The sequence below is a fragment of the Roseococcus sp. YIM B11640 genome (assembly GCF_049727625.1).
Taxonomy (GTDB): domain Bacteria; phylum Pseudomonadota; class Alphaproteobacteria; order Acetobacterales; family Acetobacteraceae; genus Roseococcus.
The window spans coordinates 219,562-243,956 of sequence record NZ_JBBJOZ010000003.1 but is presented as its reverse complement, the minus strand read 5'-3'; the positions used below and the strand labels follow the sequence as shown (position 1 = coordinate 243,956).

General features: G+C 70.5%; 23 protein-coding genes. 10 read left to right on the top strand and 13 right to left on the bottom strand.

Going from position 1 to position 24,395, the window contains the following annotated elements; translation table 11 throughout:
- Positions 1–58 precede the first annotated feature (58 nt).
- Complete coding sequence (gene moaA / locus WJM96_RS15060) at positions 59–1,048, top strand: GTP 3',8-cyclase MoaA (RefSeq protein ID WP_424813337.1); 990 nt, start codon at positions 59–61, stop codon at positions 1,046–1,048.
- Entirely contained in the window at positions 1,048–1,398 is a 351-nt protein-coding gene (locus tag WJM96_RS15055; RefSeq protein WP_424813336.1) for a hypothetical protein, read from the top strand. Before moaA ends, WJM96_RS15055 begins: the two co-directional genes overlap by 1 nt.
- Positions 1,399–1,458: 60 nt before the next feature.
- Here WJM96_RS15055 and gyrB read toward each other — a convergent pair whose 3' ends face one another.
- The 7 genes from gyrB to mutM form a co-directional block, all read right to left on the bottom strand.
- On the bottom strand, positions 1,459–3,909 hold the full coding sequence (gene gyrB, locus WJM96_RS15050) for a DNA topoisomerase (ATP-hydrolyzing) subunit B (RefSeq protein WP_424813335.1): 2,451 nt from the start codon (positions 3,907–3,909) through the stop codon (positions 1,459–1,461).
- Between the two features lie 54 nt (positions 3,910–3,963).
- Positions 3,964–5,088: a DNA replication/repair protein RecF gene (gene recF, locus WJM96_RS15045; protein ID WP_424813334.1), complete on the bottom strand. Its 1,125-nt coding sequence runs from the start codon at positions 5,086–5,088 to the stop codon at positions 3,964–3,966.
- Positions 5,089–5,125: 37 nt separating this feature from the next.
- A complete protein-coding gene (gene dnaN, locus WJM96_RS15040; RefSeq protein WP_424813333.1) occupies positions 5,126–6,253 on the bottom strand; it encodes a DNA polymerase III subunit beta in 1,128 nt (375 codons plus the stop codon).
- A 158-nt stretch (positions 6,254–6,411) separates the two neighbouring features.
- On the bottom strand, positions 6,412–7,842 hold the full coding sequence (gene dnaA / locus WJM96_RS15035) for a chromosomal replication initiator protein DnaA (RefSeq protein WP_424813332.1): 1,431 nt from the start codon (positions 7,840–7,842) through the stop codon (positions 6,412–6,414).
- 316 nt (positions 7,843–8,158) lie between these two features.
- The gene (gene rpsT, locus WJM96_RS15030) at positions 8,159–8,434 is read right to left on the bottom strand and encodes a 30S ribosomal protein S20 (protein WP_424813331.1); all 276 of its coding nucleotides are present in this window, start codon (positions 8,432–8,434) and stop codon (positions 8,159–8,161) included.
- A gap of 122 nt (positions 8,435–8,556) precedes the next feature.
- On the bottom strand, positions 8,557–9,330 hold the full coding sequence (locus WJM96_RS15025; RefSeq protein WP_424813330.1) for an enoyl-CoA hydratase: 774 nt from the start codon (positions 9,328–9,330) through the stop codon (positions 8,557–8,559).
- 54 nt (positions 9,331–9,384) lie between these two features.
- Positions 9,385–10,281, bottom strand: coding sequence for a bifunctional DNA-formamidopyrimidine glycosylase/DNA-(apurinic or apyrimidinic site) lyase (gene mutM, locus WJM96_RS15020; RefSeq protein ID WP_424813602.1), 897 nt, complete (start codon positions 10,279–10,281; stop codon positions 9,385–9,387).
- 77 nt (positions 10,282–10,358) lie between these two features.
- Here mutM and WJM96_RS15015 point away from each other — a divergent pair, with 77 nt between their 5' ends.
- From WJM96_RS15015 to WJM96_RS14990, 6 genes are read left to right on the top strand one after another with little or no spacing between them, the layout of a single operon-like run.
- Positions 10,359–11,108, top strand: coding sequence for a class I SAM-dependent methyltransferase (locus WJM96_RS15015; RefSeq protein ID WP_424813329.1), 750 nt, complete (start codon positions 10,359–10,361; stop codon positions 11,106–11,108).
- Between the two features lie 33 nt (positions 11,109–11,141).
- Positions 11,142–11,537 carry a PaaI family thioesterase gene (locus WJM96_RS15010; RefSeq protein WP_424813328.1) on the top strand — a complete coding sequence of 132 codons (396 nt, stop codon included), beginning with the start codon at positions 11,142–11,144 and terminating at the stop codon, positions 11,535–11,537.
- Positions 11,537–12,358, top strand: coding sequence for a shikimate dehydrogenase (locus tag WJM96_RS15005; RefSeq protein ID WP_424813327.1), 822 nt, complete (start codon positions 11,537–11,539; stop codon positions 12,356–12,358). Before WJM96_RS15010 ends, WJM96_RS15005 begins: the two co-directional genes overlap by 1 nt.
- On the top strand, positions 12,355–12,948 hold the full coding sequence (gene coaE / locus WJM96_RS15000) for a dephospho-CoA kinase (RefSeq protein ID WP_424813326.1): 594 nt from the start codon (positions 12,355–12,357) through the stop codon (positions 12,946–12,948). Before WJM96_RS15005 ends, coaE begins: the two co-directional genes overlap by 4 nt.
- Complete coding sequence (gene dnaQ / locus WJM96_RS14995) at positions 12,941–13,621, top strand: DNA polymerase III subunit epsilon (RefSeq protein ID WP_424813325.1); 681 nt, start codon at positions 12,941–12,943, stop codon at positions 13,619–13,621. Before coaE ends, dnaQ begins: the two co-directional genes overlap by 8 nt.
- A 51-nt stretch (positions 13,622–13,672) precedes the next feature.
- On the top strand, positions 13,673–14,074 hold the full coding sequence (locus WJM96_RS14990) for a RidA family protein (RefSeq protein WP_424813324.1): 402 nt from the start codon (positions 13,673–13,675) through the stop codon (positions 14,072–14,074).
- 111 nt (positions 14,075–14,185) lie between these two features.
- Here WJM96_RS14990 and WJM96_RS14985 read toward each other — a convergent pair whose 3' ends face one another.
- Genes WJM96_RS14985 through WJM96_RS14970 form a run of 4 tightly spaced genes read right to left on the bottom strand, consistent with a single transcriptional unit; the run spans position 14,186 to position 18,282 of the window.
- Positions 14,186–14,770 carry a sugar transferase gene (locus tag WJM96_RS14985; RefSeq protein ID WP_424813323.1) on the bottom strand — a complete coding sequence of 195 codons (585 nt, stop codon included), beginning with the start codon at positions 14,768–14,770 and terminating at the stop codon, positions 14,186–14,188.
- Entirely contained in the window at positions 14,763–15,971 is a 1,209-nt protein-coding gene (locus WJM96_RS14980) for an O-antigen ligase family protein (protein ID WP_424813322.1), read from the bottom strand. The genes WJM96_RS14985 and WJM96_RS14980 overlap by 8 nt, the downstream gene beginning before the upstream one ends.
- Positions 15,965–16,861, bottom strand: coding sequence for a hypothetical protein (locus WJM96_RS14975; protein WP_424813321.1), 897 nt, complete (start codon positions 16,859–16,861; stop codon positions 15,965–15,967). The genes WJM96_RS14980 and WJM96_RS14975 overlap by 7 nt, the downstream gene beginning before the upstream one ends.
- Positions 16,858–18,282: a heparinase II/III domain-containing protein gene (locus tag WJM96_RS14970; protein WP_424813320.1), complete on the bottom strand. Its 1,425-nt coding sequence runs from the start codon at positions 18,280–18,282 to the stop codon at positions 16,858–16,860. The genes WJM96_RS14975 and WJM96_RS14970 overlap by 4 nt, the downstream gene beginning before the upstream one ends.
- Before the next feature lie 341 nt (positions 18,283–18,623).
- Here WJM96_RS14970 and WJM96_RS14965 point away from each other — a divergent pair, with 341 nt between their 5' ends.
- Together WJM96_RS14965 and WJM96_RS14960 are read left to right on the top strand one after the other, a co-directional pair.
- The gene (locus tag WJM96_RS14965; RefSeq protein ID WP_424813319.1) at positions 18,624–21,299 is read left to right on the top strand and encodes an SLBB domain-containing protein; all 2,676 of its coding nucleotides are present in this window, start codon (positions 18,624–18,626) and stop codon (positions 21,297–21,299) included.
- A gap of 53 nt (positions 21,300–21,352) precedes the next feature.
- The gene (locus WJM96_RS14960) at positions 21,353–23,563 is read left to right on the top strand and encodes a YjbH domain-containing protein (RefSeq protein WP_424813318.1); all 2,211 of its coding nucleotides are present in this window, start codon (positions 21,353–21,355) and stop codon (positions 23,561–23,563) included.
- On the opposite strand, the gene WJM96_RS14955 is transcribed toward WJM96_RS14960, so the two are convergent.
- Together WJM96_RS14955 and WJM96_RS14950 are read right to left on the bottom strand one after the other, a co-directional pair.
- Positions 23,542–24,072 (bottom strand): GrpB family protein, encoded by a 531-nt coding sequence (locus WJM96_RS14955; RefSeq protein ID WP_424813317.1) that lies wholly within the window; start codon positions 24,070–24,072, stop codon positions 23,542–23,544. The genes WJM96_RS14960 and WJM96_RS14955 overlap by 22 nt on opposite strands.
- 5 nt (positions 24,073–24,077) lie before the next feature.
- Complete coding sequence (locus WJM96_RS14950; RefSeq protein WP_424813316.1) at positions 24,078–24,392, bottom strand: cupin domain-containing protein; 315 nt, start codon at positions 24,390–24,392, stop codon at positions 24,078–24,080.
- Between the last annotated feature and the right edge of the window lie 3 nt (positions 24,393–24,395).

Below are 24,395 nucleotides of genomic sequence, written 5' to 3'. Positions count from 1 at the left end.
CGGGGGCCTGGCGCCCCCAAATGACGGGCGAACAGGCGTTTTTGGGACTTTGCCCTTCATGATCGACCCGTTCGGTCGCGACATTTCCTACCTCCGCGTCTCGGTCACCGACCGCTGCGACCTTCGCTGCGTCTATTGCATGGCGGAGGACATGACCTTCCTCCCCAAGGCAGAGGTCCTGTCGCTGGAGGAGCTGGACCGTCTCTGCGGCAGCTTCATCTCCCTGGGCGTCAGGAAGATCCGGCTGACGGGCGGCGAGCCGCTGGTGCGGCGCAACGTCATCTCCCTCGTCCGGAGCCTCGGCGCCCGTCTGGGCCAGGGCCTCGACGAGCTGACCCTCACCACCAACGGCACGCAGCTGGCGCGCCACGCGGATGACCTCGCGGCCGCCGGCGTGCGCCGGGTGAACGTCTCGCTCGACACGCTCGACCCCGACACGTTCCGCACCGCGACCCGCTGGGGCGAGCTCGACAAGGTGATGGGCGGGATCTTCGCCGCCAAGGCTGCGGGCCTGCATGTGAAGATCAACGCCGTCGCCTTGCGCGGCGTGAACGAGGGCGAGTTCGACCGCATGCTGGGCTGGTGCGGCGAGCACGGCTTCGACCTCTGCCTCATCGAGACCATGCCGTTGGGCGAGACGGGCGAGGACCGGACCGAGCAGTTCCTGCCGCTGAGCGTGGTCCGTGCCCGGCTGAAGCAGCGCTGGACGCTGAACCCGACCGACTACGTCACCGGCGGCCCCGCCCGCTACTACGATGTGGCGGAGACGGGCACGCGCCTCGGCTTCATCACGCCCATGACGCATAATTTCTGCGAGAGCTGCAATCGCGTGCGGATCACCTGCACCGGCACGCTCTACATGTGCCTGGGCCAGGAGGATGCGGCCGATCTGCGCGCCCCGCTGCGCGATCCGGAACTCGGCGAGGAGGGCTTGCGCCAGGCGATCCTGGAGGCCATCACGCGCAAGCCCAAGGGACATGATTTCGTGATCGATCGCCGCCACCGCACCCCCGCCGTCGCGCGCCACATGAGCGTGACGGGCGGCTGATGCTGCAGGACCTCGCCACCCGCCTCACCCTGCCCGGCCTGCCCGAATGGACGGGACTCGTCGCGCTGCTGGTGTTGCTGCTGCTCGCGCTCTGCCTCGTGGTGATGCCCTTCTCGGTCTTCGGCGTGAAGGGACGGCTGGACAATATCGAGGCGCAGCTCGACGAGCTGCGGGCGGAACTGCGCGTGCTGTCCACCCGGATGCCCGACGCACGGCGATCCAGCGGCTCGGTGAGCGCGGATATCGACATGCACATGCCCTATTCGCGGCCCGAGGCGCCGGCGCCCTCGGCCCAGCATCCGTCCATCCATGGACGGGCTGAGCCGAAGATCTCGTGGCCTAAGAACTAAACCGACCGGAACCGGCCTGAGGCCAAGCCGGCGGCGGCGCCCGGCGCCTGAGGGCGCCCCTCACACATCCAGATTCGCGACCTTCAGCGCGTTCCCCACGATGAACTCGCGGCGGGGTTCCACCACGTCGCCCATCAGGGTCGAGAACACGCTCTCCGCATCCTCGCCGTCATCCACGCGCACCTGCAGCAGCGTGCGGACGGCGGGGTCCAGCGTCGTCTTCCAGAGCTGGTCGGGGTTCATCTCGCCCAGCCCCTTGAAGCGCTGGATGGAGAGGCCGCGGCGACCCTGGCCCAGGATGCGCTCGAAAGCCGCGAGCGGCCCGCCCACGGCGGCTTCCGCCGTGTTCTCGAAGGCGATCTTCGCGCCGCTCGCGAAAGCACCACGCAGAACCTGGCGGCGGTCGTCGAGCCAGCGCGCCTCGGCGCTGCGCAGCGCGGCGGCGCTGAGCGTGTAGCGCTCGGCCACGCCGCGCACCATGCGGTGCATGTGCAGCCCGGCCTCGTCCACGATGACCTTCCAGCCCCGCTCCGACGGCGGCGCCAGCGCATCGAGGCGCGCGGCAAACTCGTTCGCTGCCTCCAGCGCGCGCTGCGTGTCCGGCGTCAGGATCGCGGCCATGGCCGCCTGCTCGATGATCTCGGCGGGAATGTTCACCGCCATGCGGCGGATGCGCGAGGCAGTCTGGCGCAGCGACTCCACGATCTCCGACAGCTCGTCGCCAGTCAGCACGCGGCCGTCGGCCAGCGTCATGCGCGTGTTGTGCGTCGCCTTCTCGATCAGGTAGTCCTCGAGCGCGCGGTCGTCCTTCAGGTAGCGCTCGTCGCTGCCGCGTTTCGCCCGGTAGAGCGGCGGCTGCGCGATGTAGAGGTGCCCGCGCTCGATCAGCTCCGGCATCTGGCGGAAGAAGAAGGTCAGCAGCAGCGTGCGGATGTGGGAGCCGTCCACATCGGCGTCCGTCATGATGATGATCTTGTGGTACCGCAGCTTGTCCGCGCTGAAGCCGCCCTTCGCCGGCTCGCCCGGGCCGATGCCGGTGCCGAGCGCGGTGATGAGCGTGCCGATCTCGGCACTCGCCAGCATCTTGTCGATGCGGGCGCGCTCCACGTTCAGGATCTTGCCCTTGAGGGGGAGGATCGCCTGGCTCGCGCGGTTGCGGCCCTGCTTCGCCGAGCCGCCTGCCGAGTCACCCTCGACGAGGAAGAGCTCGCACTTCGAAGCGTCCTTCTCCTGGCAATCGGCCAGCTTGCCCGGCAGCGTCGAGAATTCGAGGGCGTTCTTGCGGCCGACCTTCTCGCGCGCCAGCTGCGCCGCCTTGCGCGCGACGGCGCTGAGCACGACCTGGTCCAGGACCTGCTTCGTCTCCTTCGGATGCGTCTCGAACCAATGCGAGAGCGCGTCCGCGACCGCCATCTGCACGACCGGCTGCACCTCGGAGGAGACGAGCTTGTCCTTGGTCTGCGAGCTGAACTTCGGATCCGGCACCTTCACCGAGAGCACGCAGGTCAGGCCCTCGCGCATGTCCTCGCCCGCGAGCTCGACCTTCTCCTTCTTCGCGAGGTCCTCGGCGTATTTCGCCACCACGCGCGTCAGCGCCTGGCGGAATCCGGCCTGGTGCGTACCGCCGTCGCGCTGCGGGATGTTGTTGGTGAAGCAGAGCATCACCTCGCGCGGGGAGCTGGTCCACCACATCGCGAGCTCGACGCGGATGCCGTCCGTCTCCTTCGACATGACGGCGATGGGCGGCTTGAACAGCGGCTCCTTGCCCTTGTCGAGCCATTCGACGAAGGCCGTCAGCCCGCCCTCGAAGCGGAACTCGGCCTCTTGCGCGGGAACGTGGCGATCGTCGCGCAGCGTGATGGCGAGGCCGGAATTGAGGAAGGCGAGCTCGCGCAGGCGGCGCTCCAGCACCGCGAACTCGTACTCGGTCTTGGTGAAGGTCCCGGCGGAGGGCTTGAAGGTGACCTCGGTGCCCTGGACATGCGTGGTCGGCCCGACCACCTCCAGCGGCTTCACCGTGTCGCCATGCTCGAAGCGGATCAGATGCTCGAAGCCGCCGCGCCAGATGCGGACTTCCATCCACTCGCTCAGCGCGTTCACGACCGCGGCACCCACGCCGTGCAGGCCGCCCGAGACCTTGTAGGAATTCTGGTTGAACTTGCCGCCCGCATGCAGCCGCGTCAGCACGACCTCCGCCGCCGAGACCCCTTCCTCGGCGTGGATATCGACCGGGATGCCGCGGCCGTCATCGGTGACGGTGACGCTGCCGTCGCCATTCAGCACCACGTCGACGCGCGAGGCGTAGCCGGCCTGGGCCTCGTCCACGGCATTGTCGATGATCTCGAACGCCATGTGGTGCAGGCCGGAGCCGTCATCCGTGTCGCCGATGTACATTCCGGGCCGTTTCCGCACGGCCTCGAGGCCGCGGAGCACGGTGATGGACGCACCGGTGTAGTCGGCATCGGAAGGCAGGTTCGTGGGCTCGCCGGACGTCGGGGAATCGCTGCTCATCGGGGAATGGGAGACCTCAGGAAATACCGGCCTTATATGGCATTTTTTGGCGCGCTACGGGAGGGGTTCCCTGCATGCCTGACCAGGCGAAATGCGCCAGTTTTCCGCGGTGCCGGCCAGGGGCGCGAAGACCTCGGCATCGGTGCCCGTGAGGAAGCTCTGACCCGGCAGGGCGACCAGCGCGGCAAAGAGCGATTCGCGGCGTTCCGCATCCAGATGCGCGGCCACTTCGTCCAGCAGCAGGAGGGGCGCGAAGCCCCTGGCGGTGGCGATCAGCCCTGCATGCGCCAGCACCGTCGAGATCAGCAGGGATTTCTGCTCGCCGGTCGAGCAAAGGGCCGCCGGAAGCCCCTTCCCGGCATGGGTGAAGAGCAGGTCCGCCCGGTGAGGCCCCGAAAGCGTCGCCCCCGCCGCCGCATCGCGGGGGCGGGCCTTAGCCCAGAAGGCCCTGAGGGCTTCCTCGGCCGCGAGGGCCGGCATGGTGTCCAGCAGATCCGCCGCCATGTCCTGCAGCGTCAGGATGGCGGCCGGGAAGCCGCCCGCCACACCGCCGCGCAGCGCCGCATTCAGCCGCCCCACCAGCGCCCGGCGGGAGGCCGCGATGGCGACCCCGTGGCGCGCCATCGCGTCCTCGAGGCCTGCGATCCAGCTGGGATCCGAACCACCCTGCGCCAGCAGCCGGTTACGGCCGGACATGGCGGTCTCATAGGCCGCGACCTCGCGCGCCAGATGGGGCTCCAGCGCCATGGCGAGCCGGTCCAGGAAACGGCGCCGGCCGCCGGCGCTTTCCTGGAAGAGGCGATCCATCTGCGGCGTGATCCAGACCACCGCCACGCGCTCGGCGAGATCGGCCTGCGCGCGCAGCCTCTCGCCGTCGATGCGGAAGGCGCGGCGCTCGGCGCTGCCCTGTTCCAGACTTCCGGTGCCGACCTCGAAGCCGCCGAGGCCTTCGTCGAACCGGCCGGAAATCGCCCAGGGCGGCTCGCCCCCCATCGCGACCTCGGAGAGCCGCGCCCCGCGCAGTCCGCGGCCGGGGGCCAGCAGGCTGATGGCTTCGAGGAGATTGGTCTTGCCCGCGCCGTTGGGCCCCGCGAAGACCACGCACGGGGCCGCGAAATCCAGCCCGGCCTCGGCGTAGGAACGGAAGCGCGTGAGGCGCAGGCGTGTCAGGCGCAGCATGGGAAGGGGCGCCAGGCGCCCCGCGCAGCCCCTGCCCTCACACCCGCATCGGCATGAGGACGTAGAGCGCGCCCGGATCCTTGGCGTCGGCCACCACGGTCGGCGCGCTGCCGTCCGAGAACTTGAACTCCAGCTCGTCGCCCACCTGGTCGGTGATGTCGTTCAGGTAGCGGGCCTGGAAGCCGATCTCGATGGGCGAGGAGCCGTAGGTCACGGTGTCCTCGTCCAGCTCCTCCTGCGCCTGGCCCTGCTCGGCGCTGGACGCCGTCAGCAGCAGGTGGTTGCGGTCGATCGAGAGCTTCACCGGGCGCGACCGCTCGCTGGAGATGGCCGCCACGCGGCCCACCGCCTCGGCGAACTCCTTCTTCGCGACCTTCAGCACCTTGTCGTTGCCGCGCGGGATCACGCGCTCGTAGTCCGGGAAGGTGCCGTCGATGAGCTTGCTGGTCAGCGTCACGGTGCCGATGCGGAAGCTCACCTTGGTGTCGGAGAGGCGGAACTCGATCTCGTCGCGCGTCTCCTCGGCGAGCTTGTTCACCTCGTTCACCGTCTTGCGCGGGACGATGACGCCCGGCATGCCGGCCGCGCCCTCGGGCAGGTCCTCCTCGACGCGCGCGAGGCGGTGGCCGTCGGTCGCGACGGCGCGCAGCACCTTGCGGCCATCGGCCTCGGCCGTGTGGAGGTAGATGCCGTTGAGGTAGTAGCGCGTCTCCTCGGTGGAGATCGCGAAGCGCGTGCGGGAGATCATGCCGCGGAGCTTCGCGGCCTCCAGCTTAAACTGATGCGGCATGCTGCCCTCGGTCATCGAGGGGAAGTCCTCGACCGGGAGCACGGGCAGGTTGGTGCTGAAGCGGCCGGCGCGCAGCGTGAGCGGGGCGTCGCCGCCCTTGTGGTCGAGCTCGACGGTCGCGCCCTCGGGCAGCTTGCGCACGATCTCGTAGAGCACGGCAGCGGGCGCTGTGGTACGGCCCGCGCGGGCGACCTGCACGCCGGGTACTTCCTCGACGATCGCGATCTCCATGTCGGTCGCGGTGAGGCGCAGCGCGCCCTCCTTCGCGTCGAGAAGGATGTTCGCGAGGATGGGAATGGTGTTCCGGCGCTCGACCACGGATTGGGTGTGTCCGAGAGCCTTGAGCAGGATGGCGCGCTCGACGCTGAACTTCATCTCCCGGTCCCTTGCTATCCGCGCGCGCCGGCACGATTCGCCGCGCAACATGGCCAATCCTCTAGCATCGCGCGGGGATCGGGCAAAGCGTGGCGGGCGGCCCGGCGCCATCGCCTTGAATCCGGCCGCAACGTGGGCGCCACCCGGCACCCTTGCGCCTACATCTCCAGCATTTTCCGGAGCAGCGTCACATCCTCGGCGAAGGCCGGGTCGCCGGCCATCAGCTCCGTCACCTTGTTCACGGCGTGCAGGACGGTGGTGTGGTCCCGGTTGCCGAAGCGCCGGCCGATCTCGGGCAGCGAGCGCGCGGTGAGCTGCTTGGCCAGGTACATGGCCACCTGGCGCGGCCGGGCCACCGCGCGCGAGCGGCGGGCGGAGGCCATTTCCGTCAGCCGGATGTTGTAGTGCTCGGCGACCTTGCGCTGGATGTCGTCGATCGACAGGCGCTTGTCGTGCGCGCGCAGGATGTCGGTCAGGACCTCGGGAACCGTGTCGAGCGAGATGGGCCGCCCGAAAAGCTTAGCATGGGCCACGAGCCGGTTCAGCGCGCCCTCGAGGTCGCGCACGTTCGAAGCGATCTTGCGGGCCAGCAGCTCCTGCACGCGGGCCGGGACCTCGACGCCGGCGTGGTTCGCCTTCGCCTGCAGGATCGACAGGCGGAGCTCGTAGGTCGTCGCGTGCAGGTCGGCCACGATGCCGCCGGAGAGGCGAGTCCGCAGGCGGTCCTCGATGCCGGAGAGATCGTTCGGCGCCTTGTCGGCCGAGATGATGATCTGCTTCCCGGCGTCGATCAGCGCATTGAACGTGTGGAAGAACTCCTCCTGCGTGTTGTCCTTGCCGATCAGGAACTGCAGGTCGTCCACCATGAGCACGTGGACGGAACGGAGCTGCGTCTTGAACTCCATCGTGTTGTGCGAGCGCAGCGCCGCGATGAAGCGGTACATGAACTTCTCGGCCGACATGTAGGCGACCGAGAGGCCGGGCTCGCGCTCGCGCAAGGCCCAGGCGATGGAATGCATCAGGTGCGTCTTGCCCAGTCCCACGCCACCGTAGAGGAACAGCGGGTTGAAGCCGGCCTGGGCCGGGCTCTCGGCCACGCGGCGGGCGCAGGCATGCGCGAATTCGTTCGGCTTGCCGACGACGAAGCTGTCGAAGGTGAAGCGCGGCTCCAGCGGAACCAGCCACTCGTTCCGCAGGGGCTCGACCGCCGGCGAAGGCGCGGGGGCCGGGCGGGCGGGCGCGACCAGCACGTTTTCCGCGAGTTGCGGATCCTCATCCTCGTCGAGCTTCGGCGCCGCCTTGCCGGGCGGCTGGACCTTCAGCTCGATCGCGCGGATCCCGGGGAGCTCGGCCTGGCAGAGCATCCGCAGCCGGTCGCTGTAATGGTCGCGCACCCAGTCGCGGATGAAGCGCGTGGGCATGTTGATGAAGAGGGTGTCGCCCTCCACGCCCGCGAGAGACATCTGCCGGAGCCAGTTGCGGTACTCGACATCGCCCACCTCCTTGCGGAGGCGACCGCGTATCCGAGCCCAGCTCTCGACAATCTTCCCGGCATCAACGGGGGGAATCTCGCCGGAGTCCTGGTCCATCCCTGTCCTCGATCTTTGGCCCCGAAGGGAGCGCGGCGGTTACGTTACGGATCAAGGGGATGCGGAGGGCCATCCCCAGAAAACAGCAGGATTACAAAGACATAGAGCGATACACCACGACCCCTGACTGGAGATCAGTCTAGGCGCGGCAACACTGCGAAATAAAGCAAACACTCACCCCACCACCCCAACTCCGGGGGCAGTGTGACAAACAAGCCGCTATCGCACGACAATATGATTGCAGACGTGCGACAGCACCGAGAGCACGGAAATACTCTCGGTGCGAGCCGATCTACTTGTTCGGAAAGACGATGACTTAGGCGCTAGCCGCGCCGATCGCCTTAATCCGCGCCGACAGGCGCGAGAGCTTGCGGGCCACCGTGTTCCGGTGGAGCACGCCCTTCGTCACGGCGCGGTGCAGCTCAGGCTGCGCGCCCTGGAAAGCGGCAGCGGCCTCGGCCTGGTTGCCGCCAGCAATCGCCAGCTCGACCTTCCGCAGGAAGGTGCGGACGCGAGAGCGCCGCATGCGGTTGCGCTCGGTCCGCTTCTCGGTCTGACGGATGCGCTTGCGCGCGGAAGCGTTGTTGGCCATGGGCTGGAAATACGACCTGAATAATGTTGGAGGCGGTGGTTCCCCGCCGCGGAGGCACAGGGTCTAAGCCGGGCCTCACCCATCGTCAAGACGCTTCCGGGCGAGGCATCGCAGCCATGCGCTTACCTGTTGCGAAAGCTCGGTTTGCGCTTCTCCACGAAGGCGGCCATCCCCTCCTTCTGATCCTCGGTCGCGAAGAGGGAATAGAAGAGCTTGCGCTCGAAGCGCACGCCCTCGGCCAGCGTCGTCTCGAAGGCGCGGTTCACCGCCTCCTTGGCGATGGCGACGGAAGGCGCCGAGAGCGCGCCGATCTTGTTCGCGATCTTCACCGCCTCGGGGAGCAGCTGGTCCACGGGCACCACGCGGGTCACGAGGTTGCTCCGCTCGGCCTCGGCGGCGTCCATCATGCGGCCCGTGAGGGTCATCTCCATGGCCTTGGACTTGCCCACCGCGCGCGTCAGGCGCTGGCTGCCGCCCGCACCCGGAATCACGCCGAGGTTGATCTCCGGCTGGCCGAACTTCGCCGTCTCGGAGGCGATGATCATGTCGCACATCATGGCCAGCTCGCAGCCGCCGCCCAGCGCGAAGCCCGAGACGGCCGCGATGACCGGCTTCTTCACATGGGTCACGGCCTCCCATTTCGAGATGAAGTCCTCGAAATAGACCGCCGGATAGGTCCGGCCCTGCATCTCCTTGATATCGGCGCCGGCGGCGAAGGCCTTCTCGCTGCCCGTGATGATGATGGCGGCGATGGCGGGGTCGGCCTCGAAGCCGGCCAGGGCCTGGGCCATCTCGGCCATCAGCTGGTCGCAGAGCGCGTTCAGGGCCTGGGGACGGTTGAGCCGGATGATGGCGGCGGCGCCGTCCGTCTCCGTGAGGATCATCTCATAGGGCATCTGCGTTCCTCGGAATGCTTCTGGGCGGCCGATTCGGACCTTCGGGCGCCGCGCTTACTTCTGCGTTCGGGGACAATAGAAGGTGGAACGGCCCGCCTGCACAAGCCGGGCGATCCCGTGGCATGCCGGCGGGCCCGGGCAGATCCGGCAGGGCAGGCCCTCGCGATCGTAGACGTCGAAGCGGTCCTGGAAGCCGCCGATCTCGCCATCGCTGCGAACATAGTCCCGCAGGGTGGAGCCGCCGGCCTCGATCGCCTCGGCCAGCACGGTCTTGATGGCCGGCACCAGGCGCCGGGCCCGCAGGCCCGGCACGGTCGCGGCCAGCCGCCGCGGCGAGACGCCCGCGCGGAACAGCGCCTCGGCCACGTAGATGTTGCCGAGGCCCGCGACGACCTTCTGGTCCAGCAGCGCGGCCTTGATGGGCGTCACCTTGCCCGCCAGCGCGGCCTCCAGCACCTCGACCGTGAAGCCCTCCTCCAGCGGCTCGGGCCCAAGCCCGGCCAGGAGGCGATGGGTATCCTCCGCCTCGCGCGGGATCAGGTCCACGCAGCCGAAGCGGCGCGGATCCACGAAGCCGACGCGCCAGCCGCCCTCCGTCTCCATCATCAGGTGCTCATGCGCCTCGGGCGGCTGGTTGTGGCCGCGGGCATCGCTGAACCTCCCCTGCGGGCCCAGGCGTGGGACGACCGGCGCCCCCTCCTCGCGCGCAACCATGCGCCCTGACATGCCGAGGTGGATCAGCACCGAGGGGCGCTCCTCCAGCCGCATCAGCATGTACTTGCCCCGGCGCCGGAAGCCCTCGACCCGGGCACCGGTCAGGATGCAGGCCAGGCCTGGCGGGAAGGGCCAGCGCAGCCCCTCGCGCCGCGTCTCGGCATGGCGGATCACCTGGCCGGTCAGCACGCGCGACAGCCCGCGCATCACGGTCTCGACTTCGGGCAGCTCGGGGATGGCGCGCTCCTTCGGCGTCGGATTTGATGGCCCATCCGCATGGCAGATTCCGAAGGGCGGGGCTATAGCAGGTGCCGATGAGCGCAGACGCCGACCACACCGCCGATTTCGGATTCCGTACCGTGGCCGCCGCCGACAAGGCCGGGCTGGTGCGCGAGGTCTTCGACAGCGTGGCCCCGCGCTACGACCTGATGAACGACCTGATGTCGCTGGGCCTGCACCGGGCCTGGAAGCGCATCTTCATCAACGCGATCCAGCCGCGCCCCTCCGACACGCTGCTCGACCTCGCGGGCGGCACGGGCGACATCTCCTTCCTGGCGTTGGAGCGCGGGGCCGGGCGCGTCATCTGCTCGGACATCAATGCCGAGATGCTCCATGTGGGCCAGTCGCGGGCGCTCGACCGCGGGCTGGCGCGCGGCCTCTCCTTCCTCTGCACCGATGCGGAACACATTCCGCTCCCGGATGCGAGCGTCGAGAAGGTCAGCATGGCCTTCGGCCTGCGCAACTGCACCGACAAGGACGCCGTGCTGCGCGAGGTGCGGCGCGTGCTCAAGCCAGGCGGCCGCTTCCACTGCCTGGAGTTCTCGCGCCTCGAGATCGCGGCGCTGGCGCCGCTCTACGACGCCTGGTCCTTCAAGGCCCTGCCCGCGATCGGCGGCCGCATCGCCCAGGACGCCGAGAGCTATCGCTACCTGGCGGAAAGCATCCGCATGTTCCCCGACCAGGCGACGCTCGCCGGCATGATGGAACGCGCGGGGATGGAGCGCGTGGCGCATCGCAACCTCTCGGGCGGCATCGTCGCCATCCATACCGGCTGGAGATTCTGAATGGCTGCCCCAAGCTTGCTTCAACGGGTGGAGATGAGCTTCGCCCAGCAGGGGCTGATGCGCGTCGTCGAGGCCCGGATCGCGGAGGTCGAGCCCGGCCGCTGCGTGATCGAGGCGCCCTTCCGCAAGACGCTGACGCAGCAGCACGGCTACCTGCATGCCGGCGTGCTGACCATGCTGGCCGACAATGCCTGCGGCTACGCCGCCCTCACCCTGCTGCCCCCGGGGCAGGAGGTTCTGACGGCCGAGCTGAAGGTGAACTTCCTGCGCCCCGCCCGCGGCACGCTCGCCATCGCGCGGGCCGAGGTGCTGAAGCCCGGGCGCACGCTGACCGTCGCGCGCGCCGAGGTCTGGATGCGGCAGGAGGACGGCTCCGAGACGCTCTGCGCGGCGATGCAGGCGACGCTGGTTCCCGCGGCCGCGGTCTGATGCTCTCGGGCAAGGCGATGCTGGCGGGGGTGACGGGCTGGCCCGTCGCGCATTCGCGCTCGCCCCGGCTGCACGGCACCTGGATCGCGCGGCATGGGCTGGATGCCGCCTATGTGCCGCTGCCGATCCGGCCAGAGGATTTCGCCTCAGCCATCCGCGGCCTCGCCCAGGCGGGGTTCCGCGGCGTGAACGTCACCATCCCGCACAAGGAAGCCGCCTTCGCCGTCTGCGACCGCGTGAGCGCGCGCGCGAAGCGGGCGGGGGCGGTGAACACGCTGGTCTTCACCGGGGCGGGCATCGAGGGCGACTGCACCGACGGCTTCGGCTTCCTCGCCTCCCTGGAGGGGTACGATCCCGCCAGCGGCCCGGCCGTGCTGCTGGGTGCGGGCGGGGCGGCTCGCGCCATCGCGGCCGCGCTGCTGGATGCGGGATGCCCGAAGCTCACCCTGGTGAACCGGACGCCCGCGCGCGCGCAGGCGCTGGCGCGGGAGCTCGGCGGCCCCATCGCCGTCAGCGACACGCCGCCCCTGGGGGATGCCGCGCTTCTGGTGAACACCACCAGCCTCGGCATGTCCGGCCAGCCGCCCCTGGAGATCGATCTCTCCGCCCTGCCCGCGCATGCCGTGGTGGCCGACATCGTCTACGTCCCGCAGGAGACGCCGTTGCTGCTGGCGGCCGAGGCGCGCGGCCTGCGCGCGGTGGGCGGCCTCGGCATGCTGCTGCACCAGGCCCGCCCCGGCTTTGAGGCGTGGTTCGGCGTGGCGCCGATGGTGGATGACGAGCTGCGGCGGATCGTCGCGGCGGATATCCCCACCCGATGAAAGTCTGGGGCCTCACCGGCAGCATCGGCATGGGCAAGTCCACGGCCGCGCGCAGCTTCCGCCAGCTCGGGATTCCCGTCTTCGACGCGGACCTCGCGGTGCATCGGCTCCAGGCGCCGGGTGGCCGCGCCGTGGCGCCCATCGGCCGCGCCTTTCCCGGCACGGTGACGAATGGCGTGCTGAGCCGGGAAGCGCTGCGCAACGCCGTGCTGGGCAAGCCCGCCGAGCTCAAGCGGCTGGAGAGGATCGTCCATCCCCTGGTGCGGCGCGAGCAGGAGCGTTTCCTGGCCCGTGCGCGCGGGCGTGGCGAATCGCTGGTCGTGCTCGATATCCCTCTGCTCTTCGAAACGCGACGCGACCTGCGGGAGTTCGATGCCATCCTCGTCGTCTCCGCCCCCGCCGCCGTGCAGCGCGCCCGCGTCCTAGGGCGCGGCGGCATGACGGAGGAGCGCCTGGCCGCCATCCGCGCGCGGCAGATGCCGGATGCCGAGAAGCGCCGCCGCGCCGATGTCGTGATCCGCACCGGCCTCTCGCGCCGCCATGCGCAGGCCGCCGTGAAGCGCCTCGTCGGGGAGCATCGCGATGCGTGAGATCGTCCTCGACACCGAGACCACGGGCTTCGAGCCAAGCGAGGGCCATCGCGTCATCGAGGTCGCGGCGATCGAGATCGTGAACCTCATGCCCACGGGCCGCGTCTATCACACGCTGATAGACCCGCAGCGCGACGTCCCGCCCGAGGCCTCGCGCGTGCACGGCTTCACGCGCGTGGACCTGGAGGGCAAGCCGCTTTTCGCCGACGTGGCGGATGCGATGCTGGAGTTCCTCGGGGACTCGCCCATCATCGCGCACAACGCGCCCTTCGATTTCAAGCACCTGGACGCGGAACTGCTGCGAAGCGGCCGCGCGGCGCTCGATCCGAAGCGGATGGTGGATTCGCTGATGCTGGCCCGGGCGAAGTTTCCCGGCGCGCAGAACAGCCTCGATGCGCTGTGCCGCCGCTTCGACATCGACCTCTCGCAGCGCACGACGCACAACGCGCTGCTCGACGTGAAGCTGCTGGCCGAGGTCTATCTGGAACTGCGCGGCGGCCGACAGCCAGGCCTGGTTTTGAGCACCGCGCCCGTCGCCCAGAAGATCCTCGTGCAGGAAGAGCGCCGGCCGCGCACGGAACGCCCCATTCTGGTGAGCGCCGAGCAGCTGGCCCGTTTCGACGCCTTCCTCGCCAAGATCAAGAACCCGCTCTGGAAACAGCTGGAGCCGTAGACCGCGATCTCCGCGCGATGCCATGATCGGCGCATATCCAGGGAGTTCGTCATGAGCGCCGCCGAATATCCGCCCGCGCCGGGCCTGATGAAGTCACCGGCCTATTCGCATGTCGTCGCCACCACGGGCGCGAGGACGATCTACACCGCTGGCCAGGTCGCCATCGACGAGCAGGGCGCGCTGGTCGGCGGCGACGACCTCGGCGCGCAGACGACGCAGGTGATGCGCAATCTGGAGCGGGCGCTGGCCGCCGCCGGCGCCAGCTTCGCCGACGTCGTCAAGATCACCACCTACGTCGTGAACTATAGGCCGGAGCTTCGCTCGATCATCGGGCAGGCGCGCTCGCCCTTCTTCGCGGGCCGGACGCCGCCGGCCAGCACGCTGGTCGGGGTCTCCGCGCTCGCCTCGCCGGAATGGCTCATCGAGATCGAGGCGATCGCCGTCGTCGGCTGAGCGGCGGAATGTTCACATCCCGCAGTGCAGGACCACACCGGTGGAGGTTCCGCCACCTGCGGCATTGACCGTCATAGGCCGGAAAGTCCCCGATCGGCCGGACGCCGGAGCCTAGCCCTTGTCGAAGCGCTCCATGGTCGCGTGACCGGCCATGCTCGCGCCCTGGCCGCGCCCGACCACGCGAGCGCAACGCCAGATGATGGCGAGATCACCCCCGAAGGTGACGCGCTCCACATAGCGGGCGTCCCATTCCAGGCGCTCGTCCCATGGAACGGCGTTGCGTCCCTGCGCCTGGGCCAGCCCGCACAGGCCGGGCCTCACAGCCAGCCGCGTGCGCTGCCGGGCGGTATAGCGCGCCGTGTATTCCGGCAGCAGCGGGCGCGGGCCGACCAGGCTCATCTCTCCACGCAGGATGTTGAGAAGCTGCGGCAGCTCATCCAGCGCCGTCGCGCGAAGCAGGCGGCCGAAGCGCGTCAGGCGGTCGGCATCCTCGCCCGGGCCTAGACGCATGCTGCGGAACTTCAGCAGCTCGAAGGCCACGCCCTCCCGGCCGGCACGGACTTGCCGGAACAGCACCGGCCGGCCGAGCGCCCACCGCACCAGCGACGCGACGATCAGCATGGCCGGGACGGCCGCCGGCAAGATCAGCAGCACCGCCGCGACATCGAAGCAGCGCTTGCCGAAGCGGCTATACACGCCGCGCCTCGACCGCCGCCGAGAGCGCGAGACCCAGCGCGAACCAGGCCATGCGGTTGCCGAGATCCGTCGAGACCATGGCCGTCATGGCCATGGGCAGGGTCAGCGCCAGAACCTCGGCCGCGCGTCGGGGCCCGGCATGCGACAGGCGACGCAGCAGGACGAGCGCGCCGCCCCCGAAGGCCAGCAGCCAGAGCAGGAGCCCCACCGCGCCGCCCTCCACCAGCGCCTCGATCGCATGGTTGTGCGGATGCAGCGCCCGGCCCTGGCCGTTGCCCGCCGCCGGCGGAAATCCGCCGGGGCCGAGTCCCGCGAGATCCCCCAACCCCCAGGCGGCGGACCAGAGAATCTCACGCGCCGAATCCACGCCGCCGTCGTCGCGCAGCAGGCGCTCCAGCGTCGCGAGTTCGGCCACACGCTCCGGGTCGAGGGCCAGCATCGCCAAGGCGAGCCCGCCCGCCGCCGCCAGCCCGGCCAGCCAGAGCAGGGCGCTCCCCAGCCGGCCCTCCAGCACCCAGACAAGCGCGGGCACGAGCCCCGCGGTGACACCGAGGGCCAGCAACGCCGCTCTTCCGCCGGGCAGCAGCACCGCACCGGCCAGCAGTGCCAGCAGCGCCAGCCATCCCACCCGCCCGAGGCCCCGCGAGCCGGGAATCCGGGCCGACACGAGCCCCGCCGCGCAGGCGATGGCAAGGCCCGCGATCTGGTACTGCACGCGCACCCGCGCCGGATCCGCCCCCACCTGGCCGCCCAGCGCCACGCGGTCCGTCGCAATGCCCCAGGCGACCGAAGCACCGACGAAAATGCCTATCGCGATGGTAGCTTGCACGAAGATGCGCCGGGCGGCCGGATCCGCGCCGATGGCCATTCCGGCGAAGAGCATGACGGGCCCGATCAGCACGATGTCCCTGAGGCGCTCGGCCGCGCCGTCCGGCCAGGAGCTGCCCGCCGCGCGCAATACCCACCAGAGCCAAAGGCCGGCACAACCCGCGAGCGGCAGCGCCAGCTGTGGCGCCAGGTCCCACCGCCGCGCGAGGACGATAAGCAGCAACAGCGCCGGCAGCAGGATGACGGCGGCCAGGAGCGTGACGTCGAAGGGCAAGGACGCCAAGGCCGGCGTGGATTTCAGGGCTCCGGCGAAATGCAGCGCGGCTGCCGCGAGGCCGGCCGTCGCGCCCAGGGCCGGCGCGGCCTTCAGCACGCCTGGTCCACGGGCAGGTGCACGAAGGTCGGCTCCATCCGGCGCGGCGGGGACGGCTCCTCAGTCTCGCCCGCCGCGAGGATCCGGCAGGCCGCCAGGACCACCACCACGCCGGGAACGACGATCGCGAGCAGCAGCAGCAGCAGCGGCCGGTTCGGGACGGAGGGGCGAATCTCCACCACCGGGCCAGAGACGAGGCGCGCGGCAGCCGCCTCGTCCGCGTCCACCACCAGGGCGGCGCGCTGCTGCTGGGCCAGAAGCTCGTAGAGCGTGTTGCGAAGGAAGAGGTCGCGCTCCTGCCGCAACCGCTCCTCCAGCGCCGCGATGCGTCGGCCGGCCAGTTCGGCAAGGGTCTGGCGCACGCGCGCCTCGGCCTGGGTGTGCAGGCGCAGCAGCATGTCGAGCGCCGTCGCACGCTCCCGGTGAACCAGTTCGAGCGACCATGTGACCGAGCTGAGCGAGGGCGTGGTCGCGAGGTTGCGCTCGAGCAGCGCCAGCACGTCATCGGCATCGGCCTGCATCCGCAGGCCCAGCAGGCGGCGGAGGGGGCCGAAAGGCAGAGCCGCGCGCCGGGCCTCGATCTCCGCCAGGATCCCGGTTTCCCGCGCCAGCACGGCCGCCGCTTCCGGCGCGCGGAGCGCCGCCAGATAGACCGCGAAATTGCCGCCCGGCCGCTGGTCCAGCAGCGAGGGCTGCAGGAAGGGCGCGGGCGTCAGCAGGGCCGAGGTCGCGATGCCCGTGGTCTCCGCCGGGGCCACGATGGCCGTCGCCACATAGGCCCGCGGCCAGTTCCACACCAGCGCGGCCGCCGCCGCGTAGCCGAGCGCACCGGCGACCGCGAGGCCCTTCGCCTGGCCTGCGAGGCGCCGCAAGAGAGCTTCGAGCGTCATGCCGCCTCATCCGGCGGGAGTTCGATCCAGGTCGTCAGGCGTCGCGCTGCCCGCCCCGCCAGCACCTCCAGCACCGGCAGGGCCGAGACCTCGCCATAGGCCAGGCTCTCCCGCCCCTGCGTCAGGCGAAAGCGCAGGGCGACGTTGGAGGTGACGGTCAGCCGCGCCCGCTCGCTGGAAACCCCGTTCTCCGTCAGCACCCAGCGGCCGGGGGCCAGGCGCCAGCGCAACAGCGCCTCGCGGAAGGTGCCCGCGAGGCGGTCCTCGATCCGGAAGCCGCGCGGCATGGCGAAGACCTCGCGCGCATGGCATCGGCCGCGCCAGTCCCGGACGGTCCCGCCATGGGGGAGCTCCTGCGTGCGGGGCCAGCGCGCGAAGAGAAAGGGGCCGAGCCGGGGCATGGGCTCCTCGCGATCGAAGGAGACGATGTTGTGCGCCCGCGCGCCCTGGAACTCGTCGAGCCAGCCGCGATCGGCCGGGTTGTAGGCCCCCGTGCCGCCATCCCGCAGGAGGTTGAGCGGGCCGTCCCAGAGATCGAGATGCAGCAGATCCGCATGCCCCGGCCGGAAGCGCAGCGGACCGCGCCGCAGCACGGCCCGGGCCCGGCCCGAGGAACGGCCTAGAAATCCGCCGCTCTGCCAATCGGCCCGTGCCGTCATGATCTGCTTCGGGGCGGGCAGTCCCATCGCCGCGCAGCCGCGATCGTCGCGCCAGCCGGCGGACGCGCCGCAGAAGAGGCGCGCCGCACGTTCCAGGCTCGGCCGGGCATCGTCAGGACCAGCGCCCGCGATATCCGCGAGATGCGAGCCATCCTGGTGGCCGATCCGCGGCATGGCGCCCGTGTCCGGACATACCAGCGGCTGGAGCCATCGGGTGGCCGAATCCAGGCGCGCGAGGGTAAGCGACGCGGGACCGGGTCCGCCCCAGCGACGGCGCAGCCACTCGGCGACGGCGACGGTGTCCAACAGGAGGCGATGATAGGCGGGGCTTGCCTGCGCGAAACTCCCATCCGGCGCGACCAGGCGGGCGATCGCATTGTCGAGGCGCCTGGAGCCCCGGAGGGCCATGCGCCGGTCATTCAGACCCATGCCGCAGATCAGAAGCCCGGCGGCTTCCGAAACGGGATGGTTGTTGTCCTGCGCCATGCCGTAGGCGGGATTGGCCGCGATCCGCCGGGCCAGCAGCCGGAGCGTCGCCTGAGGCGGGCGTCGATCCAGGAGGGCATATGCGAGGGCGAGATGCAGCGCGCGGAACGCGGCTTCCTGGCCGCACATCCATTGGGGGCCGCTGAACGGCGGATGCGCGGCCAGCCACGACTCCACTTGCGGCGCCAGCGCGTCTTCCGCGCCTGCGAGGGCCAGGGCCGGCAGCTCCTGCCAGCGATTCGCCTCCCACAGGGGGCGGAGATCCGCTCCCTCCATCGCACCCGGCTCCGCCCGTCGCGCGAGGCGGATTCGCAGGCGGAGCCGGGCGAAGGGCCCCCTGCCCCACAGCGCCAGCGCGACGGGGCGCGGTCCCAGCCGGATCAGGGCATCGAGCCAAAGTGCAAAAGAACATTCCCTAGGAACAAATGCTCGATCCATGGTTGCAACGGAGGCAGAATTCCCAGAGATTTGCAATCATGGAGAGAGAGTTAATATAAGTGCGCTCGCATAGGTTGCTGAGGACTATCCAATTCGTCACTATTCTGTCCTTCGGTCTGCTGTTTGGAGCGGTTGAAAGGGCGCATTCCCAGGCTCCCTCGCTTCTCTCGCCGCCTTCCTTGCCGGCCACCCTGCCGGGCGGCGGCGCCCTGCCAAGCCTTCCGCCTAGCGCGCAGCAGGACATTCTCCAGCGGCTTCTCGATGCCGGCGCGACGCGCGGCGCGGCCTCCCCCGCCCAGGCCCTGCCGCCCACGCCACCGCCCCTGCCGCCTTCGGTGCAGGCGGCCCCTGCCGCGCCCCCCGGCCCGCCCGCCTTCGAGGAGCCCCTCTCCCCGGTCGAGCAGTTCTTCGCGAACCGGCTGACGCAGCCGCTGCGCCAGTTCGGCTATGACACCTTTCGTTCCGGCCCGGGCGGGGCACCGGTGGGCAATGGTTTCGGCGCCGTGCCGGACGACTACATGATCGGCCGCGACGACGAGCTGGTGATCGCCTTCCGCGGCCGTTCACGCCAGACCGTCAACATCCGCGTCACGCGCGACGGCATGCTGCTGCTGCCCGACCTGCCCGCCATGCCCGCCGCCGGCCGAACCCTGCGCGAGCTGCGCGCGGAGCTGGAGCAACGCGCCCAGCGGGAGCTCCAGGGCTCCGAAGTCTTCGTGACCCTCGGCCAGCTCCGGCAGATGACGGTCTTCGTGGGCGGCGAGGTGCAGCGGCCCGGCGTGGTGCCACTCTCGCCGCTCGCCAATGTGCTCGATGCGTTGGTCGCGGCGAGCGGCGTGCGCAAATCCGGCTCGCTGCGCGCGGTGCGGATCGAGGGGCCGCACGGGCGACGGATCGTGGACCTCTATCCCGTCATCGCGGGCGAGGGCACGGCGCCCGACCTGACCCTGCACGAGGGCGAGCGCATCCTGGTCCCGCCCATCGGCGGCGTGGTGGCCCTGGGGGGCGAGGTCGCGCGCCCGGCCATCTACGAACTGCCTTCTGGCAATGCCGCCGCCGTGCTCGGCACCATGCTGCGGCTGGCGGGCGACGCGCTTCGGCCCAGCGGCAACCGCTACCTGCTCGAGACCACGGATGGCGAGGGCCGCCGCGCCTTTCGCGAGATCTCGCTCTCCACGGCCCTGCGGCGCGGCGATGCGCTGCTGGTCCAGCCGGGATCGGACGTCCAGTCGCAGCAGTTGCGGCTCTCGGGCCATGTCGCGCAGCCGACGACGCGCGCGATGGGCGGTCGCGGCGCCACGCTGCGCGGACTTCTCGCCGATTCACGTCTGGTGCGCCCAGACCCCTATGCCCGGATGGGCGTGGTCCTGCGCGTCGACCCGCACACGCGCACGCGCCGTTTCCAGCCCTTCGATCTCGCGGCGCTGCTGCAGGGGCGCGGCAACATGCCGCTCGCCGAGGGCGACGACGTCATCATCCTGGCGCTGAGCGACATCACCTGGCTCTCCAGCCCCTCGGTGCAGAAGGCGATGCGTGGCGAGACAGAGGCGGCGCCGCTCACCTCGCCGCTGCCGGTCGCGCTGCCGCAGCCGCGCGGCGGCACCTCCATCCCTACGCCGCAGGGCTTCACCGCGCCGCCCACGCCCGGCAATGCCGTCGCCACGGCCGGGCTGGACTGCGTGGCGCTGACGCAGCTCGCCATCGCCGCGCGCTCCTCGCCGCAGCGCTTCGCCCACGCCCGGGTGGCGGGCTTTCCCGAGCTCGGAGCGACGCCGTGCCCGCAGGTCTTCCTCGACTATCCGGCGCTGCTCACCTTCCTCGTCGACAATGCCGTGCTGCTGGCGGGCGAGGCGCGCCTGCCCGGCCTCTACCCGGTGATGGACAATACTGGGCTCGACGCCCTGCTCGCCGTCGCGGGCGGCGTGACCGACACGGCGGATCTCTCCTCCATTGAGCTGGCGCGCGAGCCCTCGGAGCAGGCGAGCGCCATTCCACTCAGCCGCACGGTGCTGGACCTGCGCAGCCGGAACTTCGCCGCCGTGCGCCTCTCGCCGCGCGACGGCATCCGCATCCCGCGCGGCTTCGGCGACCGCGAGGGCGGGCCGGTGACGCTGATCGGCGAGTTCCTGCGGCCCGGCGCCTACGACATCCGCCGTGGCGAGCGCCTTTCGGAGGTCATCGCGCGGGCGGGCGGGCTGACTCCGCAGGCCTACCCCTACGGCGCCGTCTTCACGCGGGAAAGCGTGCGAAACCGCCAGCAGGAAGGTTTCCAGCGATCGGCACGAGAGCTGGAAACCGGGCTCATGCAGGTGGCCGCCGGGCAGGCCGTGGTGGGCACGCGGCAGGGCACGGACATCTCGGGCGCCGTCGCGGCGGGGCGCGAGATGGCGGCGGCCCTGCGCGAAGCCCGCGCGGCGGGGCGCATGGTGGTGGAGGCCAACCCCGTGGTCCTCGCCGGCCGGCCGGAACTCGACGTGCTGCTGGAACCCGGCGACCTCATCGTCATGCCCAAGCGGCCGAACGAGGTGACGGTGGTGGGCTCGGTCCAGAATCCCGGCAGCCTGCAATTCGCCACCGGCTGGCGTGCGAGCCAATACGTGACGGCAGCGGGCGGCACGCAGCGCTTCGCGGACCTCTCGCGCGCCTTCCTCGTGCTGCCCAACGGGACCTCGGCGCCGGCAGGGCTCGGCTCCTGGCAGCAGGGCGGGCCGCCGGTGCCGCCGGGCAGCCTGGTGATCGTGCCCAACGACCCATCGCCCTTCGAGAACTGGGGATTTCTGCGCGACATGACGCAGGTGGCGGGGCAGCTCGCGATCAGCGCCGCCGCGCTCGCCGTGATCGCCAGAGGGAATTAGGCTTGCTCCCCCATGCGCCGGGCGGCACCGGCCGCCTTGCGGCCGGATTTCCTGTGGCCGCGCTGCTTCTCGCCGGTCTCGCTTTGCCCGCGCATGCCATCGATGACGTTCCCGCGACCGGCTCCAATTTCGGCCGCGTCGGCCTGCTGGAAATGCCCAATGCGCGCTTCCGCCCGGACGGCACCATCGAGACCGGCGTCGCGCTCCGCCGCCAGCGCAATTTCTGGTTCGTGAACTTCCAGGCCCTGCCCTTCCTCGAGACCACCTTCCGCTTCAGCGATCGCCTCAACGGCACCACCGGCCGCGGCACGACGACGGACCGCGCCTTCGACGTGAAACTGCGCGTCTGGGAGGAAAATGCCTGGCGCCCGGCCTTGGCCCTCGGCCTGCAGGACGTGATCGGCACGGGCCTCTACCAGGGCGAGTACATCGTCGCCTCCAAGCGCTTCTGGTCGCTGGACACGACGCTCGGCATGGGCTGGGGCCGCCTGGCCAGCGGCAACGATATCGAGAACCCTCTGGGCTACAGCAGCGAGCGCTTCCTCACGCGCCCGCGCCAGGTCGGCCGGGGCGGCACGGCCCAACTCAACGGCCTGTTCCGCGGCCCATATGCCGGCATCTTCGCGGGCATCGAGTGGTCGGTGCCCCCGATCCCGACGCCCTTCGGCGAGATCGAGGGGCTGCGCGCGAAAGTCGAGTATTCCTCGGACGCGCTGCGCGACGAGCGTGGCGGCTATCCGGCACGCACCACGAACCTGCGCGGCGAAGCGGCGAGCCGCTTCAATGCGGGCCTCGAATGGCAGCCCAACCGGCATGTGAATCTCGGCCTCTCCTACGTGCATGGGACGGACCTGCTGCTGCGGGCCTCGCTTCGGCTGGACCCGTTCAATCCGCCGGATCTGCCGCGACAGCCCCCGCCGCCGCTCGCACCGCGCCCCGGCGAGGCGGATACACCGCCCGCACCCCCTTCCGCGCCCGGCTGGCTCGCGCGGATCGGAGCCGCGCTCGCGGGATATGAGGGCGTGTGGCGGCGTGGGCAGGAGGACGGCGACGGCGCAGCCACGCTCAATGCGGAGATCGCGACCCGGCTCTTTCCGGCGCTGCGCGAGGCGGGCTTCCTGCCCATCGCGCTCGACATTCACGGCGACGAGGCGAGCATCAACGTCTCGGGCGGCCGCTACCGGACGCTCGCTCAGGTCACGGGCCGCGTGGTGCGTGCGGCGCAGCCCTATCTGCCCGCGCATATTGAGCGCATCCGGCTGGTCTGGGAGCGAGACGGCGCGGTGGTCGCGCGTCTCGTCACGCTGCGCGAGGCCTTCGAGAACCTGACCCGCGCGCAAGGCAGCGCGGAGGAGATCCTGCACGCCACGCAGCTGCTGCCCGCCTGGGACGAGGCGAGCCCCTCCGCCTTCCGCAGCGCGCCGCCGCGCTTCTCCTGGGGCATCGCGCCCACGCTGAACCTGCAGGTGGGCGACGCGCAGCACGCGCTGCGCTGGCAGGCAGGGGCGGCCGTGGGCGGCCGGCTGGACCTGGGCTGGAACATCGGCATCGCGGGGAGCGTGGCGCAGGCCATCGCCGGCAATCTCGACGGCGGGCTGCCGAGCGACAGCCAGCTGCCGCATGTCCGCAGCGATTTCGCCCGCTACGCCCGCACGGACAGCCCGACCATCCCCGCCCTCTATCTCGAGCGCATGTGGAATCCGGCCCGCGACGTCTACGCACGCGTCACGGCCGGCCTGCTGGAGCCGATGTTCGCCGGCATCTCCGGCGAGGTGCTATGGCGCCCCTTCGACCGCGGCTTCGCCGTCGGGCTCGATGTGAACTATGTGGCGCAGCGCGACTACCGGCAGACCTTCGGCATGCTGGGCTATTCCGTCGCGACGGGGCATGTCTCGCTCTACGCCGACCTGCCCGTATGGAACCTCTACACGGTGCTGCGCGGCGGGCGGTATCTTGCCGGCGACTGGGGCGGGACCATCGAGGTGGGGCGACGCTTCGACAGTGGCATCGAGGTGGGCGGCTTCGCCACCTTCACCAATGTCAGCGCGAGCCAGTTCGGCGAGGGCAGTTTCGACAAGGGCATCTATGTGCGCGTGCCTTTCGACTTCTTCGGCATCGGCAGCCGCAACCGCGCCTCCCTCAACATCCGCCCCGTGCAGCGGGACGGCGGGCAGCGGCTCTCGGTGGACAATGCTTTGTGGGACGTTTCGCGCGACGGGCGGCAGGATGCGCTGACGCGCGGCTACGAGTGGTTCGCCCGCTGAAGGGCTATCGCCAGGACCATCTCCACGTAGCCCGACTTCGCCTCGGTATAGGCCTCGCGATCCTCGCGATGCCGGGCCGCCAGGTCACGCTTCAGCGCGGCATAGCGCGCGGCCTCTTCCGGGTGGGCGCGCAGATGGTCGCGAAAAGCCAGTCGCCGCCACATCTCGCCGTCGCCCACGGTCATGTGGACATGATGCGTCCGTTGGGGCGCGGCAGGCGGCAGGCCCTTCACGAAGAAGAGGCGGTCGCGCTTCGGATTATCGGCCCAGAAGGCGTAGCCCAACGCCCCCATGGGCGCGACGGCCGAGGCGCGTGCCTGTTCCAGGCTGGGCACGGCGATCAGGATGTCGATGACGGGCTTGGCGATGAGGCCCGGGATCGCCGTGCTGCCGAAATGCTCCATGGCCAGGATGAGACCGGGAGGCAGGGCCTCCCGCAGGCGCCCCGCCTCGGCCGCGTACATGGTGGGCCAGGCGGGGTCGTATTCGACGAGGGAGACCTCGTCCATCCGGGCTAGCCCGGGAAGGCCTTCACCTCGGTCTCCACGAAGCTCAGGAACGTCGAGCCGGCGTTGACCACATTGTGCTCGGCGCCCGCGATGCGGTGATAGGACTCACCCGCCTTGAGCTCGGACGTCATGGTCGTGCCGTCCGGAAACTCGATCAGCAGCGTGCCGTCCGTCATGGGCACCACGATGTAGAGCCAGCCATGGCGGTGAAAGCCGGTCTCCGCGCCGGGCTCGAAGTCCCAGCGGGTGACACGGACCTTGTCGTCGTCGATCTGCTGCACCGGGACGGCGGGCGCCCGGCAGCGGAGCGGTTCGGACATGGC

Coding starts and splice junctions, on each gene's coding strand:
- moaA (WP_424813337.1), top strand. CDS start 59: ATGATCGACCCGTTCGGTCGCGACATTTCCTACCTCCGCGTCTCGGTC.
- WJM96_RS15055 (WP_424813336.1), top strand. CDS start 1,048: ATGCTGCAGGACCTCGCCACCCGCCTCACCCTGCCCGGCCTGCCCGAA.
- gyrB (WP_424813335.1), bottom strand. CDS start 3,909: ATGAGCAGCGATTCCCCGACGTCCGGCGAGCCCACGAACCTGCCTTCC.
- recF (WP_424813334.1), bottom strand. CDS start 5,088: ATGCTGCGCCTGACACGCCTGCGCCTCACGCGCTTCCGTTCCTACGCC.
- dnaN (WP_424813333.1), bottom strand. CDS start 6,253: ATGAAGTTCAGCGTCGAGCGCGCCATCCTGCTCAAGGCTCTCGGACAC.
- dnaA (WP_424813332.1), bottom strand. CDS start 7,842: ATGGACCAGGACTCCGGCGAGATTCCCCCCGTTGATGCCGGGAAGATT.
- rpsT (WP_424813331.1), bottom strand. CDS start 8,434: ATGGCCAACAACGCTTCCGCGCGCAAGCGCATCCGTCAGACCGAGAAG.
- WJM96_RS15025 (WP_424813330.1), bottom strand. CDS start 9,330: ATGCCCTATGAGATGATCCTCACGGAGACGGACGGCGCCGCCGCCATC.
- WJM96_RS15015 (WP_424813329.1), top strand. CDS start 10,359: ATGAGCGCAGACGCCGACCACACCGCCGATTTCGGATTCCGTACCGTG.
- WJM96_RS15010 (WP_424813328.1), top strand. CDS start 11,142: ATGAGCTTCGCCCAGCAGGGGCTGATGCGCGTCGTCGAGGCCCGGATC.
- WJM96_RS15005 (WP_424813327.1), top strand. CDS start 11,537: ATGCTCTCGGGCAAGGCGATGCTGGCGGGGGTGACGGGCTGGCCCGTC.
- coaE (WP_424813326.1), top strand. CDS start 12,355: ATGAAAGTCTGGGGCCTCACCGGCAGCATCGGCATGGGCAAGTCCACG.
- dnaQ (WP_424813325.1), top strand. CDS start 12,941: ATGCGTGAGATCGTCCTCGACACCGAGACCACGGGCTTCGAGCCAAGC.
- WJM96_RS14990 (WP_424813324.1), top strand. CDS start 13,673: ATGAGCGCCGCCGAATATCCGCCCGCGCCGGGCCTGATGAAGTCACCG.
- WJM96_RS14975 (WP_424813321.1), bottom strand. CDS start 16,861: ATGACGCTCGAAGCTCTCTTGCGGCGCCTCGCAGGCCAGGCGAAGGGC.
- WJM96_RS14970 (WP_424813320.1), bottom strand. CDS start 18,282: ATGGAGGGAGCGGATCTCCGCCCCCTGTGGGAGGCGAATCGCTGGCAG.
- WJM96_RS14955 (WP_424813317.1), bottom strand. CDS start 24,072: ATGGACGAGGTCTCCCTCGTCGAATACGACCCCGCCTGGCCCACCATG.
- WJM96_RS14950 (WP_424813316.1), bottom strand. CDS start 24,392: ATGTCCGAACCGCTCCGCTGCCGGGCGCCCGCCGTCCCGGTGCAGCAG.